This window comes from Streptomyces sp. NPDC001292 (genome assembly GCF_042896465.1).
Lineage (GTDB): Bacteria > Actinomycetota > Actinomycetes > Streptomycetales > Streptomycetaceae > Streptomyces.
The window spans coordinates 119,015-132,869 of sequence record NZ_JBIAXG010000011.1 but is presented as its reverse complement, the minus strand read 5'-3'; the positions used below and the strand labels follow the sequence as shown (position 1 = coordinate 132,869).

General features: G+C 70.5%; 10 protein-coding genes. 2 read left to right on the top strand and 8 right to left on the bottom strand.

Going from position 1 to position 13,855, the window contains the following annotated elements; translation table 11 throughout:
- Window positions 1–13 precede the first annotated feature (13 nt).
- Entirely contained in the window at window positions 14–472 is a 459-nt protein-coding gene (locus ACFY4A_RS15020; protein WP_390829861.1) for a MaoC family dehydratase, read from the top strand.
- Between the two features lie 370 nt (window positions 473–842).
- Here ACFY4A_RS15020 and ACFY4A_RS15015 read toward each other — a convergent pair whose 3' ends face one another.
- The 7 genes from ACFY4A_RS15015 to ACFY4A_RS14985 form a co-directional block, all read right to left on the bottom strand.
- Entirely contained in the window at window positions 843–3,644 is a 2,802-nt protein-coding gene (locus tag ACFY4A_RS15015; protein ID WP_390829860.1) for a SpoIIE family protein phosphatase, read from the bottom strand.
- Between the two features lie 543 nt (window positions 3,645–4,187).
- On the bottom strand, window positions 4,188–5,615 hold the full coding sequence (locus ACFY4A_RS15010; protein WP_390829859.1) for an amidase: 1,428 nt from the start codon (window positions 5,613–5,615) through the stop codon (window positions 4,188–4,190).
- A 30-nt stretch (window positions 5,616–5,645) separates the two neighbouring features.
- The gene (locus tag ACFY4A_RS15005) at window positions 5,646–6,473 is read right to left on the bottom strand and encodes an ABC transporter ATP-binding protein (protein WP_390829858.1); all 828 of its coding nucleotides are present in this window, start codon (window positions 6,471–6,473) and stop codon (window positions 5,646–5,648) included.
- Window positions 6,470–7,450 (bottom strand): ABC transporter ATP-binding protein, encoded by a 981-nt coding sequence (locus ACFY4A_RS15000; protein WP_390829857.1) that lies wholly within the window; start codon window positions 7,448–7,450, stop codon window positions 6,470–6,472. The genes ACFY4A_RS15005 and ACFY4A_RS15000 overlap by 4 nt, the downstream gene beginning before the upstream one ends.
- A gap of 5 nt (window positions 7,451–7,455) precedes the next feature.
- Window positions 7,456–8,328 (bottom strand): ABC transporter permease, encoded by an 873-nt coding sequence (locus ACFY4A_RS14995; RefSeq protein WP_390829855.1) that lies wholly within the window; start codon window positions 8,326–8,328, stop codon window positions 7,456–7,458.
- Window positions 8,325–9,278 carry an ABC transporter permease gene (locus ACFY4A_RS14990; protein WP_390829910.1) on the bottom strand — a complete coding sequence of 318 codons (954 nt, stop codon included), beginning with the start codon at window positions 9,276–9,278 and terminating at the stop codon, window positions 8,325–8,327. Before ACFY4A_RS14990 ends, ACFY4A_RS14995 begins: the two co-directional genes overlap by 4 nt.
- The gene (locus ACFY4A_RS14985) at window positions 9,278–10,918 is read right to left on the bottom strand and encodes an ABC transporter substrate-binding protein (protein ID WP_390829854.1); all 1,641 of its coding nucleotides are present in this window, start codon (window positions 10,916–10,918) and stop codon (window positions 9,278–9,280) included. Before ACFY4A_RS14985 ends, ACFY4A_RS14990 begins: the two co-directional genes overlap by 1 nt.
- A gap of 150 nt (window positions 10,919–11,068) precedes the next feature.
- On the opposite strand from ACFY4A_RS14985, the gene ACFY4A_RS14980 reads away from it, so the two are divergent.
- Window positions 11,069–12,190 carry a LacI family DNA-binding transcriptional regulator gene (locus ACFY4A_RS14980; RefSeq protein WP_390829853.1) on the top strand — a complete coding sequence of 374 codons (1,122 nt, stop codon included), beginning with the start codon at window positions 11,069–11,071 and terminating at the stop codon, window positions 12,188–12,190.
- Here ACFY4A_RS14980 and ACFY4A_RS14975 read toward each other — a convergent pair.
- On the bottom strand, window positions 12,154–13,791 hold the full coding sequence (locus ACFY4A_RS14975; protein WP_390829852.1) for an amidohydrolase: 1,638 nt from the start codon (window positions 13,789–13,791) through the stop codon (window positions 12,154–12,156). The genes ACFY4A_RS14980 and ACFY4A_RS14975 overlap by 37 nt on opposite strands.
- Window positions 13,792–13,855: the final 64 nt, after the last annotated feature.

Sequence of the window (13,855 nt, the reverse complement as noted above, 5' to 3'; positions counted from 1 at the left end):
GAAAGGAATCCCCATGACCACCACGGCCGACGGCCTCGACGAGATCAAGGCCCTGAGCGGAGCTGACCTCGGCCGCACAGACTGGCGTGAGATCACCCAGGACCGGGTGAACACCTTCGCCGACGCCACCGACGACCACCAGTGGATTCACACCGACCCGGGGAGGGCCAAGGACGGCCCCTTCGGGGGCCCCATCGCCCACGGCTACCTGACCCTTTCCCTCATCATTCCGCTCTTCAACGAACTGCTCGACATCACCGGCATCTCCATGAGCGTCAACTACGGCCTCGACAAGGTCCGCTTTCCCAGCCCGGTTCCGGTCGGCGCGAAGATCCGCCTGCACGGTGCCGTCGGAACCGTGGAGGAAGTCAAGGGCAACGGCGTGCAGATGCCCCTCACCTTCACCGTGGAGGTCGAGGGCAGCGACAAGCCGGCCTGTGTGGCACAGGCCGTCTACCGCCACTACGCCTGACAGTGAGGCTCTGGGGCCGGCGCGGTTGGAGCCCGGAGCGCTGAAACCGACGAGGCGCTGCCACTGACCGCCGGACAGTTCGGCACCGCCCCGCAGTTCCTTGGTGAGGAGGGTGTCGAGCTGCTTCGGCAGCCTCTGGACCGCCTCCCGCATCCCGGGGCGTCGACCGCGTCCCACACCGGCCCGTCGTCGGCTCAACCTCAGCGCTTCCGAGCCGTGCCAGGGAGCCAGGGGCCGCCCCGCCGCCCTGCGCCATGAGGCCACAACTGCGCTCGTCCAGCGGTCAGGCATCTCGGCCGCGTGCAGAAGCAACCTCTACCCGTGCACGTACGGAACGTGCAGCCAGGCGTCGGCACGGTGGGCTGCTGCGCTATTCGGCCAGATCGTCCAGCAGGGGGATGAACACCTCCTGCTGCCCGCCGGTCAGGGACTGCTCGGCCCAGATGACCTTGCCCCGGGCCGTGTACCTCGTCCCCCACCGTTCGGAGCACTGGGCCACCAGGAACAGCCCACGGCCGCCCTCGTCGGTGGTCTTGGCGCGGCGCAGGTGGGGGGAGGTGCTGCTGCCGTCGGAAACTTCGCAGATAAGGCTGCGGTCGCGCAGCATCCGGACCCGTACCGGGGCGGAGCCGTAGCGGATGGCGTTGGTGACCAGCTCGCTGAGGATCAGCTCGGCGGTGAAAGCCAGCTCCTGCAGCCCCCACGCCTCGAGTTGGCGGGTGCATGAGGCGCGGACCGGGGAGACAGCCGCAGGGTCGGACGGCACGTCCCAGTCGGCGACCTGTTCGGGGGGTAGCAGGCGGGTGCGGGCGACCAGCAGGGCGATGTCGTCGCTTGGTTGCGGGGGCAGCACGGTGTCGCAGACCGCAGCGCAGGTCTCCTCGGGGTTGCGGTCCGTGCTGCCGGTCAGCGCGGCGCGCAGCAGGTCGAGGCCGGTGTCGATGTCGCGGTTGCGGTCCTCGATGAGTCCATCGGTGTAGAGGACCAGTTGGCTTCCCTCAGGCATCTGTAGGTCCGCTGTCTCGAACGGTTCCCCGCCCAGGCCGAGCGGTGGGGAGGCGGGTACTTCGGGGAAGGCAACGGTGCCGTCGGGGCGGACCAGCGCGGGGCCCAGGTGACCGGCGCGGGCCATGGTGGCCCGGCCGGTGACCGGGTCGTAGACGGCGTACAGGCAGGTGGCTCCGGTGATGCCTTCGCCGCTACTCTCGGCCCCTTCCTCTTGGTCGAGCTCGGTGACCAACTCGTCAAGATGGCTGAGGAGTTCGTCGGGTGGCAGGTCCAGAGCGGAAAAATTACGCACGGCGATTCGCAGTCGGCCCATGGTCGCCGCGGCATGCACGCCGTGCCCGACCACGTCGCCGACCACGAGGGCGACCCGGGCCCCCGGCAGTGGGATGACGTCGAACCAGTCCCCGCCCGCCCCGGCCTGAGCCGACAGGTAGCGGGAGGCCACCTCGACGGCCTCCTGCGCGGGCACGCCACGGGGGAGAAGGCTGCGCTGGAGGGTGACCGCCAGGGTGTGTTCGCGGGTGTAGCGGCGGGCGTTGTCGATGCACACTGTGGCATGCGTGACCAATTCTTCGGCGAGAGTCCGGTCATCCACGTCGAAGGCATCGGGTCGTTCCGAGCGCCAGAAGGCCGCTATGCCCAGGACGGCCCCTCGTGCCCGCAGCGGGACCGTGATGAGGGAGTGGAATCCGTACGCGAGCGCCTGTCGTGCACGCTCGGCATCCTGCTCCCACCATGATGGGTCGTCGCTCAGATCCGGCACGGCAACTGCCTGCCCGAGGTGGAGGGCCCGGGCATGCGGCGTGCTCGGAGCGAAAGTGATCAGCTGGTCCTGCGGGTAGAGGGGATGGTCGTCGCGGATGCCGCTGAGGGCCGTACGGCGAAAGGTCGTACCCACCGGCTCCTCACCCTGCAGGATGGGGTCGACCAGGTCGACCGAGACGAAATCTGCGAACCGGGGCACCGTCACCTCTGCCAGTTCCTCGGCCGTCCGTCGCACGTCGAGGGTGGTGCCGATGTACACGCTGGCGTCGTACAACAGCTTCAGGCGCTCCCGCGCTACCTCGGCTCGCCCCGAAAGGGCGCGTAGCTCGGTGGTGTCCCGGAGCGTCGCCACGCTGCCGGGCGGTCCTCCGTAGAGATCCGTGGGCCGCTGGTTCACGGCCAGCAGGCGGTCCCCGGCCGGGTGTACCTCGTCAGTGGCGATACGTCCGGAGACCAGTAGTTGCGATATGTCAGGATCCAGGCCGAGGGCGGTGACGGGGCGTCCTTCTGCGTCCGGAGGCAGGTCGAGCAGGCGTTGCGCCTCGTCATTGGCGAGCAGGAGCGACCGCCCGCCGTCCGTGATGAACACGCCCTCGCGGACCGAGTGCAGTACCGCGTCGTGGTGCTCGTACATGCGGGTGATCTCTGCGGGCCCGAGGCCGCGGGTCTGGCGCCGCAGCCGTCGGACCACCAGCGCCGTACCAGCGGTGGTCACGGCCAGCGCGGCGGCACCACCGCCGGCGAGGATCGGCAGCGTCCGATACACCGTGCTGTTGATCTTGCTGACCCTGAGCCCGGCACTCACCAGGCCCACGACCGTGCCATGGGCATCGGTCACCGGGGCCGTCGCCTGTATCTCATAGCCGAGAGGATCCTGGACTTTCTCGACGTACGTGTGGCCAGCCAACGCCGGTCCGATAGTGGCCACCATCCTCTTCCCGATGAGTGCTGGATTTGTCTGTGTGTAGCGGATCCCGTGCGTATTCGCCACGACGATGAAATTGACATCGGCGCGCTTACGGGCCGCCTCGGTCAGCGGCTGGAGCACCGCCGTAGGATTCGGTGACTTCAGTGCCTGCTGGATCCCCGGCGCATGGGCGAACATCTCGGCGGCGGTGACCGAGCGGTCACGCGCATTCCGCGTGCTCTCGCTGCGTGCCAGGAACACGAGGGCCAAGACCGCAGAAGCAATGGTCAGCAGCACAATCGCCACCTGCAGGAGGAAGACCTGGCCGGCGATGCTCCGTGTGTTCAGCAGGGGCCGCAGGCGCTGCCCGGGTCGGCGCCGCGACGTGATACGCCTGTCTTCACGACCTCCCTCGGGACCCGCGCCACCACGTCGATCGAATTTTTCGACTGCCCGGGACAACGGCAGTCTAAAAATGCCACCATGTTTCATTTGTATCACCCGGTATTCAGAGATGCAGGCCCGGGAAGGTGGCCACAGCCGCCTGACCGTATAGGGGCCAGTGAATTCCTCGGAATTCCACTTGCTCCCTCACACCCATATGTCCGCCGAACCTGTCTGAAGGCCTACTCCGGCAGGGCCAGGCTCCGAACGTGCCGAGATCGATGACATCCTGCACGCCTCACCGAGAGGGGCTGCTCGCAGAGCGCCTCCCACTCGCGGCAGCCGCCAACCCAGGCTATCGGAGGCCGGCGCCAGACGGTGGTGCACGATGGCGGGGCCGGATGAGGCGAGCAGGCGGTCGGCCCGGCCCCAACGACTTCGCGACGCCGTGGACCCTCGGTGCTGTCAGGCCGGGGGAGTACATGCCGCATGACTTCCCGCAGTACAAGACCGCGTACGACGACTACGTCGGCCAGGGCTGCCGTGCCGCCGGAGTGCACCGCGGGCCCGATCGCCGGCTGGGGCGGGGGCGAGGCGTGATGCGGCGGTGTGCTCGCCCACGTGCCTTCGGAACCCGGTGACACGGCCGAATCAGAGGATCGGGACGCTGGACCAGGGTCGGGCGGCCTCGATCGCTGCCGCCGCGCGGAACACCGTGGTGTCGTCGTAGGTGCGCCCGACTACCTGCACCCCCGTCGGCACTCCGGTCGAGGCGAAACCGGACGGCACGCTCAGCACCGGGCAGCGGCTGGCGATGTTGAACGCCGTGGTCATCGCCGCTTCCAGGTAGAAGTCCAGCTCGACGCCGTTGATCACGACCTTGGTCGAGAGGTGGTCGTCGTCCGCCTTGAGCGCCGGGACGGCAGTGGTCGGGCACAGCAGCACGTCGTAGCGGTCCAGCAGGGCACCGAGCGTCGTCTGCACGGCGGCCTCTGCCGTGAGGCCCCGCAGGAAGCTGCCGGGCTCGCGGACGGCCTCGGCGGCCCGTCGGGCGAAGTCGAGCGCGTACGGGGTGAGCTGGTCGCCGTGCTCGGCGGCCACCGATCCGATGTAGGGGCCGAAGACGGAACCGAAGTGGATCATCGCGGCCCGCATCACGTCCGCCCGCATGATGGGGACCTCGACCTCCTCGACGACGGCCCCGGCCGCGCGCAGCGCCTCCGCGACCGCGCGGGTGTTGGCCTCGACCTCGGGATCGACCGGCCAGTCACCTAGGGTGACCGAGAGCGCCACCCGCAGGCCTTCGGCGCCCTCGAACCGCTCGGGCAGGACGAGTTTGGGCCGCAGCGAGACCGCGTCGAGCGGGTGGGGCCCCGCGATGACGTTCTCCAGCAGGGCGCAGTCGCCGACGGTGCGCGCCATCGGACCGTCGTGGCAGTACGTGTCGAGGTTGAACGGCGTCATCGCCGGCACACGCCCGTACGGCGGCTTGAATCCGACCGTGCCCGTGTACGAGGCGGGGATGCGGATCGAGCCGCCGATGTCGGAGCCGGTCGCGAGCGTCGTCTCACCCGCCGCGAGCGCGGCGCCCGCGCCGCCCGAGGAGCCGCCCGGAGTGAACTCCAGGTTCCACGGGTTGCGGGTGACGCCCCACAGCCGTGACTGTGTGAACCCGGCGCAGCTGAACTCGGGGGTCGTGGTCCGGGCGTGCACGATGCCGCCGGCGGCCTGGATCCGCTCGATGACCGGGTGTGTCTGCTCGGCGATCTGGTCCTGGAACGCCAGGGATCCGTCCGTACTGCGGCGGCCCGCGATGGGCTGCTCCTCCTTCGTCGCGACGGCGAGACCTTCCAGCGCGCGGGGCGCCTCGCCCTTGCCCGCGTACCGTGCCTCGGCCTCGTGGGCGGCGGCGAGCGCCTCCTCGAAAGTCCGCTCGGCAAGGGCGTTGACCTTCGGCTCGACGGCTTCGGCGCGCGCGATGACCGCGGTCATCAACTCGACCGGTGACAGGGAGCGGTCGCGGAACCGGCGCAGGGCCTCGGTGGCCGGGAGATGGGCGAGGTCGGTGAGATCGGTCATGTGATGGTCCTTCGAGGTGAGGCGAAAGGGTCAGGTGAGCGCGCGGCGGCCCGCGGAGATGTGGGCCGGATCCCATCCGGGCCGCGGTACGGAGTCGATCAGGAGGCGGGTGTAGGGATGCCGTGGGCCGGTCAGGACGGAGATCGTGGGACCGGACTCGACGATCCTTCCGCCCCTGAGCACCACCACCTCGTCGGTGATGTGCCGGACGACCGCGAGGTCGTGGCTGACGAAGAGGAAGCCGATGCCCTCGTCGCGCCGGATGTCGGTGAGCAGTTCGAGGATCTGCGCCTGGATGGAGACGTCGAGCGCGGCGACCGCCTCGTCGAGGATGAGCACCTGAGGCCGGGCCGCCAATGCCCGGGCGATGGCCACGCGCTGACGCTGCCCGCCGGACAGCCGGCGGGGCAGCGCCGTGGCCTCGCGCTCTCCCAGTCCCACCTGGTCGAGGAGTTCGGCGACCCGCCTGCGCCGCGCCGGCGCGTCCGCCGGGAAGTGCAGGCGCAGGACCTCCTCGATGCAGGCGCTCACGCTGATGCGCGGGTCGAGGGAGAGGTACGGGTCCTGGAACACCATTTGGATCTCGCGGGCGCGGGCCAGACGCTCGGCGCGGCCGCGGGCACGCGCGAAACGGTCGCATCCGCCCAGGTGGACGCTGCCGGCATCGGGTGTCTCGAGGCCGACGAGCATGCGCGCCGTGGTGGTCTTGCCACATCCGGACTCGCCGACGATGCCGAGTGAGCCCCCCGGCCGCAGAGTGAAGGAGACGCCGTCGACCGCAGCCTGGCCGCCGAACTCCTTCCGCAGTCCGTCCACCACGAGACCGGAGGCGCCGGCCTTCTCCGTCGCGGCACTCACAGCGGGATCCCTTCTTCGGCGCGCAGGCAGGCGGCCAGGCCCTCGCCGCCGTACTGCTGCAGGACGGGCTTGTCGACCGAGCAGCGCTTCTGCGCGTGCGCGCAACGGGCGGCGAACGTGCATCCGGACGGCGACTCGGCGAGCGAGACCGGGCGGCCGGGGATAGGTCGTGGTGGCGCCGCGTCGGGTTCGATGCGGGGCGTGCACGCGAGGAGGCCGGCCGTGTACGGGTGGTGCGGCCGTTCGAACAGGTCACCGGCGGCCTGCGTCTCGACGATGCGCCCCGCGTACATGACGTAGACGCGGTCGCAGACGGCCGAGGCCAGTTCCAGGTCGTGGGTGACGAAGAGCAGCCCCGTGCCGTGCTCGGCCTGCAGGCGGGTGAGGATCGCGATGACCTCGGCCTGGGTCGTGACGTCCAGTGCGGTAGTCGGCTCGTCGGCGACGAGCAGCGAGGGCCGGCTTGCCAGTGCCGCCGCGATGACGACGCGCTGGAGCATGCCGCCGGAGAACTGGTGCGGGTAGCGTCGCAACGCGCCTCGTGGGTCGCGGATGCCCACGGCATCGAGAAGTTCCTCGGCCTGGCTCGTCGCCGCCGCCGCAGGTACGCCGGCGGCACGCATTTGCTCGGTGAGGAAGTCGCCGACGCGGCGCATCGGGTTGACCGAGGCACGGGGGTCCTGGAAGATCATCGAGACCTGACGGGTCCTCAGTTCCGTCAATCCGGTCCGGTCCAGCCTCAGTACGTTGCGGCCCGCCACCCGGACCTCGCCGTCCGTCCGCGCCGTTTCGGGCAGCAGCCCGAGCACGCTGCGGCAGGCGACCGACTTGCCGGAACCGGATTCACCGACCAGGCCGACGGTCTCACCCGCCGCGACGTGCAGGGACACGCCGTCCAGGATCGGCCGGGCCGCGTGCCCCTCGGGCAGCCGCACGGAGAGGTTGTCGATCTCCAGAAGAGTCTGCTGCACAGTCATCCGTCTCACCGCTCCCGCTTCGCGACCCGGTCGGCGATGCCCTCGCCGACAATGCTGAACGCCACGACAGCGAGCACGATGCACACGGACGGCGCGAGCGCCGGAAGCATCGCGCCCTGCAGCAGCGCGCCCTCACCCTCGTTGATCATCGCGCCCCAGTCGGCGGTCGGCGGCTGCACCCCGAAGCCGAGGAAGGAGAGCGCCGCGAGGTCCATCAGGGCGTACCCGAAGTTGATCGCCGACTGGGCGAGCACCGTCGGCGCGATGTTGGGCAGCAGGTGCCGGACGCAGATCGTCCAGCCCGACCAGCCCTGCACGAGGTAGGACTCGATGTACGGACGTGCCTTCTCCTGCCGGGCGATGCTGCGCACCAGTCGCCCCACGTACGGCGTGTACGCGACTGCCATGGCGACGACGGGCGCGGTCATTCCCGGTCCGGTGACCGCCACGAACATGATCGCCACAAGCAGTCCGGGGAAGGAGAACACCAGGTCCATCGACCGTGAGAGGACCGCGTCGACCCAACCGCCGCGCCAGGAGGCCACGACGCCCACCAGGATGCCCAGCAGGGTCGACAAGCCGACAACCACGAGCGGTCCGAGCAGCCCAGAGCGCGCTCCGTACAGCAGGCGCGACAGCACGTCGCGGCCCGACTGGTCGGCGCCCAAGAGGTGGTCGGTGCTGCTCCCGGCCAGGGTGGCCTGCAGGTCGAGGGCGTCGGGGTCGTACGGCGCGAGCAACGGTGCGAACACGGCGACGGCCACCAGCACACCCAGCAGCAGGACGGCAGCGGTGAACAGCGGCCCCTGCCCGAGCACGCGCGGTGGGCGCAGACCAGGCCGCCGGCGCAGTTCGGTGACGGGGACAGCGGTGGTCATGAGGCACCTCGCCGGGTCAGGGTCAGCCGGGGGTCGATGAGTGGCGCGAGGAGGTCCACGACCAGGTTCACCAGGACGAACGCCGCCACAGTGATCAGCGTGATCGCCTGTACGACGGGGAAGTCCTTGACCGTCACCGACTGCACGAGCAGTGAGCCGATGCCGGACACGTTGAAGGCGGTCTCCACGATCGAGGTGCTCACCAGGAGTCCGGCGAGCATCGTGCCGCCTACGGTGACGATCGGGCCCAGCGCGTTGCGCAGCACGTGCCGCCGCACCACGGTGCCCTCGGCGACGCCGCGGGAGCGCGCCACCTCCACGTGCTCGCGCCTCAGCTCGTCGAGCATCGAAGAGCGGGTCACCCGGGCCAGCAGCCCGGCGAGGGTGACCGCGAGGGCGAAGGCGGGCAGGGTCAGGTGGTAGAGCCGGTCCACGAAACCGGTGCCGGCGGCGCCGGGCCCGGGGAACCAGCCCAACTGCACCGAGAACAGCGAGACCAGCACGATGGCGCTGACGAACGGCGGGGTCGCCGTGGCCACGCCGGTGCACACGAGCACCATGCGGTCGACCACGCCGGGGCGCAGTGCGGCGAGGATGCCGGCGAGTACGCCGCCGAGGCAGACCAGCACGGCCGAGTACCCGATGAGGAGGGCCGTGCTCGGCAGACGCGAGCCGATCAGGGATCCGACGTCGTGCCGGAACTGGACGGAGCGCCCGAAGTCGCCGTGCAGCACATTGCCGACCCACTTCAGGTACTGGGTGAAGAACGGGTCGTCGAGGTGGTACTGGGCGCGGATCGCGGCCTTGGTCTCCGGCGAGACCGGGTGGCCCTTGAGGAGGAAGGACACCGGGTCCCCCGGGGCCAAATGCACCGCGCTGAAGACCAGGAAGGAGGTGATCAGCAGTACGGTCACCAGCCCCAGGAGCCGGCCGATGAGGTAACGGGCCATCAGTTCGCCGAGCCGATCTTCGCCGCCCACGGGTAGTACAGCTGGGCGATGCCGGCCGGAGCACCGGTGATCCGGCTGCCCAGGAACACCGAGTGGGGAGCCTCGTACAGCGGGATGGCGGGCAGGTCGCGCAGCGCGATCTTCTGCAGCTCGGCGGTCAGGTCGGCACGGGTGGCCGGGTCGGCGACCGCCGACGCCCGGTCGTAGAGCGCGTCGAACTCGGGGTTCGAGTAGTCGCCGTAGTTGCCGAAGTCGCCGGTGCGGAACGACTGGTAGAACTCGAGCGGGTCGGGTGAGTTGATGTAGCCGTTGGTGAAGACCAGGTCAATGCCGGCACGGGCGTGCGGGTCGGTGAAGAGCGCGGTGTACGCGTCGGGTGCGATCGGCTTGATCTGCACGTCGAGACCGATCTTCTTGCCGGCCTCCTGCACGGCGTTGGCGACGACGGTGATCTCCGGAGTGAGCGTGCTGCTGGCGATGACGACCTTCTTGCCGGTCGCACCCGCCTCCTTGATCAGCTTCTTGGCGCCGTCGATGTCGTACACCAGGTCGGGAAGCGCGGAGAAGTAGCCGGCCGTCCGGTCCGGGGCGGTGAGCCAGGCGCCCCGCGCGGCCGGAGCCTTGGCCGGGACGGCCACTCCCGCGACGGCGGCCCCGATGATGCTCTGCCGGTCCAGCGCCATGGACAGGGCTTTGCGTACCTTCAGGTCGCCGAGCGTGCCCTTGAGGTTGAACACGGCGAGGTCGGAGGCGGCGGTGTTCGGGCCGAAGTACAGCTTGCCCCGCGAGGTCGACTTGAGCTGCCCGATCGAGGTGGCCGGCACCAGGTACCCGCCGTCGACCGATCCGGAGAGCCAGGCGTTGGTGCGCGCGGCCGGGTCCTGGATGAAGACGAACTTGACGCTCTGCGCCTTGGGAGTCAGCGTGCGATCCCAGTACGTGGGGTTCTTCTTCAGGATGATGCTGTCGCCCTGGGCCCAGGTGCCGAGCGCGTAGGGGCCCGTGCAGTCGACGCCGGCCTTCGGGTTGCCGTAGTCCTGGCCGGCCCTGGCCAGGAACGCGGCGCTCTCGACGGTGCCGGGGGAGGCCGCCATCAGTTCGTTGAGCAGGACGTCGGGCTTGTTGAGCTTGATCGTCACTTCGAGCGGGCCGGTTTTGGTGATCGAGGCGACGTTCTTGAACGCGCTGCCCCACGCCGAGCCCACGGCCGGGTCGAGATGGCGCCTGAGGGAGGCGACGACGTCGTCCGCGGTCATGCTCGAACCGGAGTGGAACTTCACGCCGCTGCGGAGTGTGTACACCCAGGTCCGCGGGTCGGGATTGGCCGACTTCAGGGCCAGGCCCGGCGCGATCCTCATGTCGGGTGTGATGCGGAACAGTTGCTCGCAGACGTTCGCCAGGACGGTGTTGGGCGGGTAGTCCCAGGCCTGGGTGTAGTCGAGGGAGTAGGGCTCGGCGTAGAGCGACCAGGAGAACGACGGGATCGAGCCCTTGGCCGCGGGTGTGTCCGCGGAGACCTGGTAGGCGGTGCTGCCCTTGGCGGACCTGGCGCCGGTGGACGAGGCGCCGGAGCAGCCGGAGACGGCCGCAGCCAGGGCGACCGCTCCGGCGAGCAGGGCGGTGGATCTGGAGGCACGCAAGGAACCGACCCCTTTCCGGGGGGTAGAGGGTTCTGGAGGTGGCAGCGAGTATTGATGCGGGAACGTTCCCGCACAAGGAGCTGCGGGAACGGTTTTTTTGAGGTCACAGGCACGTGGACGACGGCGCGTGGCGGCTGGCAGCATCAGCGCATGACCGAAACTCCGCGCCGCACTGGCCACGGCGTCCCGGCCGTCGTCCCCCGGGTCCGCCTCGTCGACGTCGCCCGCGAGGCGGGTCTGTCCAAGACCACCGTCTCCGCGGCGCTCAACGGCACCGGACGCCTCTCGCCGGCCGTGCGCGAGCGCGCCCGCGAGGTCGCACGCCGCCTCGGCTACCGGCCCAACCCGACGGCACGGCTGCTGCGCGCGGGGCACGCCAGGCTCATCGGCTACGCCGTGGGGGAGTACCCCACGGGCCCCGGGTCCTACATGGACTCCCCCTACTTCACCAAACTGACCAGCGCCGTCGCGACCACGGCCCTGCGCCACGGCTACGCCCTGGTGCTGCTGCCCACCGGCTCCTCACCCGGTGAGTGGGCCGACCTGCCGCTCGACGCCGCGATCGTCGCGGACCCGCTCGCGGACGACCCGCTGGTGGAGGAGTTCATCGCCGCCCGCATACCGCTCTTCACCGATCGCTCGGTGGAGGGCCGCCCCGGCACGCACTGGGTGGACGTCGACGCCGACGCCGCGGTACGCGAGGTGCTGGATCACCTGCACGCGCAGGGTGCCCGGCGCATCGCGGTCGTGGCGCCCGACACTCCGACCCGCTTCTACACCGCGGCCCTGGACGCCTACCGGCGCTGGTGCGCCGAGCAGGACGCCACGCCTCTCGTCACGCTTTCGGCGCGGCCGGGCAACGGCCCCGCCGTCGAGGCGGTCGAGCGGTCCCTCACCGCGCCCGACCGGCCCGACGCCCTTTTCGTGCTGACCGAGGCCAATCCGCCACTGGTGCTCGACGCCGCACGCCGCCTGGGCCTGTCGGTCCCCGCAGACCTGCTGCTGGTGTGCGCGAGCGAGGACACCTCGGCCGCCCACGCCGACCCGCCGGTCACTACCCTGAGCCTCCAGCCGGTGAGCGTGGCCGAGAAGGGCCTCGAACTGCTCGTCGCGGCCTTGGAGAGCGGGAGCCAGGAGCCGACCGGCGCGCTGGTGCGGACGGAACTGGAGATCAGGACGTCGTCGGAGCGCGGGGGCGATTCCACGGCCGCGGCCGCGCTCCGACGGCGCGGCCGTCACGAGACGGAGTGCACCAGCACTCCACTCACGTAGGTCCGCAGGACCCGGGCCGTGTGGATCTCCTCGGCCGGGGCGGTGAAGATGTCCCGATCGAGGACCACCAGGTCGGCGAGGTGGCCCGGCCGCAGGGTGCCGGTGTCGTCCAGGCCGTTGACGTGGGCCGAACCCGCCGTGTAGGCCGCGACCGCGGTGGCGAGGTCGAGGCGCTGTTCGGGCAGGAAGACCCGGCCGTCGGCCGCCCCGGGCTCCATCCGGTTGACGGCGACATGGATCCCGGCGAGTGGGTCGGGGCTGCTCACGGACCAGTCGCTGCCCGCCGCCAGGGTCGCGCCGGACCGCAGCAGGGAGCCGAAGGGGTACTGCCAGGCGGCGCGTTCGGGCCCCAGGAAGGGAATGGTCAGCTCGTCCATCTGCGGCTCGTGGGTGGCCCAGAGCGGCTGGATGTTGGCGATCGCGCCGAGCCGCGCGAAGCGCGGGATGTCGTCGGGGTGGACCACCTGCAGGTGGGCGAGGTGGTGCCGGGTGGCACGGCGGCCGTTGGCCGTGCGGGACGCCTCGATCGCGTCCAGCGCCTCGCGCACCGCGCGGTCGCCGAGGGCGTGGAAGTGCACCTGGAAGTCGAGCGCGTCCAGTTCGGTGACGTACGAGCGCAGCGCGACCGGGTCGACGAAGCTCAGGCCGCTGTTGGCGGTGGCGCAGCCGCAGGCATCCAGGTAGGGGCTGGTCATCGCGGCGGTGAAGTTCTCCGCGATGCCGTCCTGCATGATCTTCACCGAGCCGGCCCGGAACCTGCCGTGGTTCAGTTCCGCGCGGCGGGAGACCAGCTCCGGGATCTGGTCCGGGCCTCGGCCGCGGTCCCACCAGAGCGCGCCGTTGACCCGGGCGGTGAGGGTTCCCTCACGGGCGGCGGCGAGGTAGGCGTCCGAGGGGTCGGGCTGGCCGTTGAACTCGCCGAGCAGGGCGTCCTGCCAGCCGGTGATACCGAGCGAGTGCAGCAGCCGCTGAGCGCGCAGCAGGCCGTCGAGACGGTCGGCGGCGGTCTTCGCGGGCACCAGCCGGGCCACCAGGCCGGTGGCGCCTTCCTGCAGGACGCCGCTCGGTGTGCCGTCGGCCTCCCGTTCGATCCGGCCGTCGGCGGGGTCCGGGGTGTCCCGGGTGACGCCCGCGAGTTCCAGCGCACGGGTGTTGGCCCAGGCGCCGTGGTGGTCGCGATTGACCAGGTACACCGGCCGGTCCGGCACCACGGAGTCGAGCAGCTGCCGGCTCGGAAGGCCGCCCTCGAAGCTCTCCATGGACCAGCCGCCGCCGGTGATCCAAGTGCTCTCGGGGTGGTCGTCGGCGAACTCGCGGATGCGGCGCAGGTATTCGTCGACTTCCACGGCGCCGGTGAGGTCGCACTCGGCCAGCTCCAGGCCGCCGTAGACAGCGTGGATGTGGGCGTCCTGGAAGCCGGGGAGCAGCAACTTCCCACTGAGGTCGACCACTTCGGTCCGCGGGCCGATCAGCTCCCGTACCTCGTCGTGGCCGACGGCTGTGATCCGCTCCCCGGTGACGGCGAGACTGCTCGCCCGGGTGCGGGCGGGGTCCCCGGTGTGCACGGGGCCGTGGGTGAAGACCAGATCGGCCTTGGTCATGAAAGGTTCTCCTGGTGGGTCGGTGGTTCGCGAGCGGGCCGCGGGAGGAAACGGGGGTCGTGGT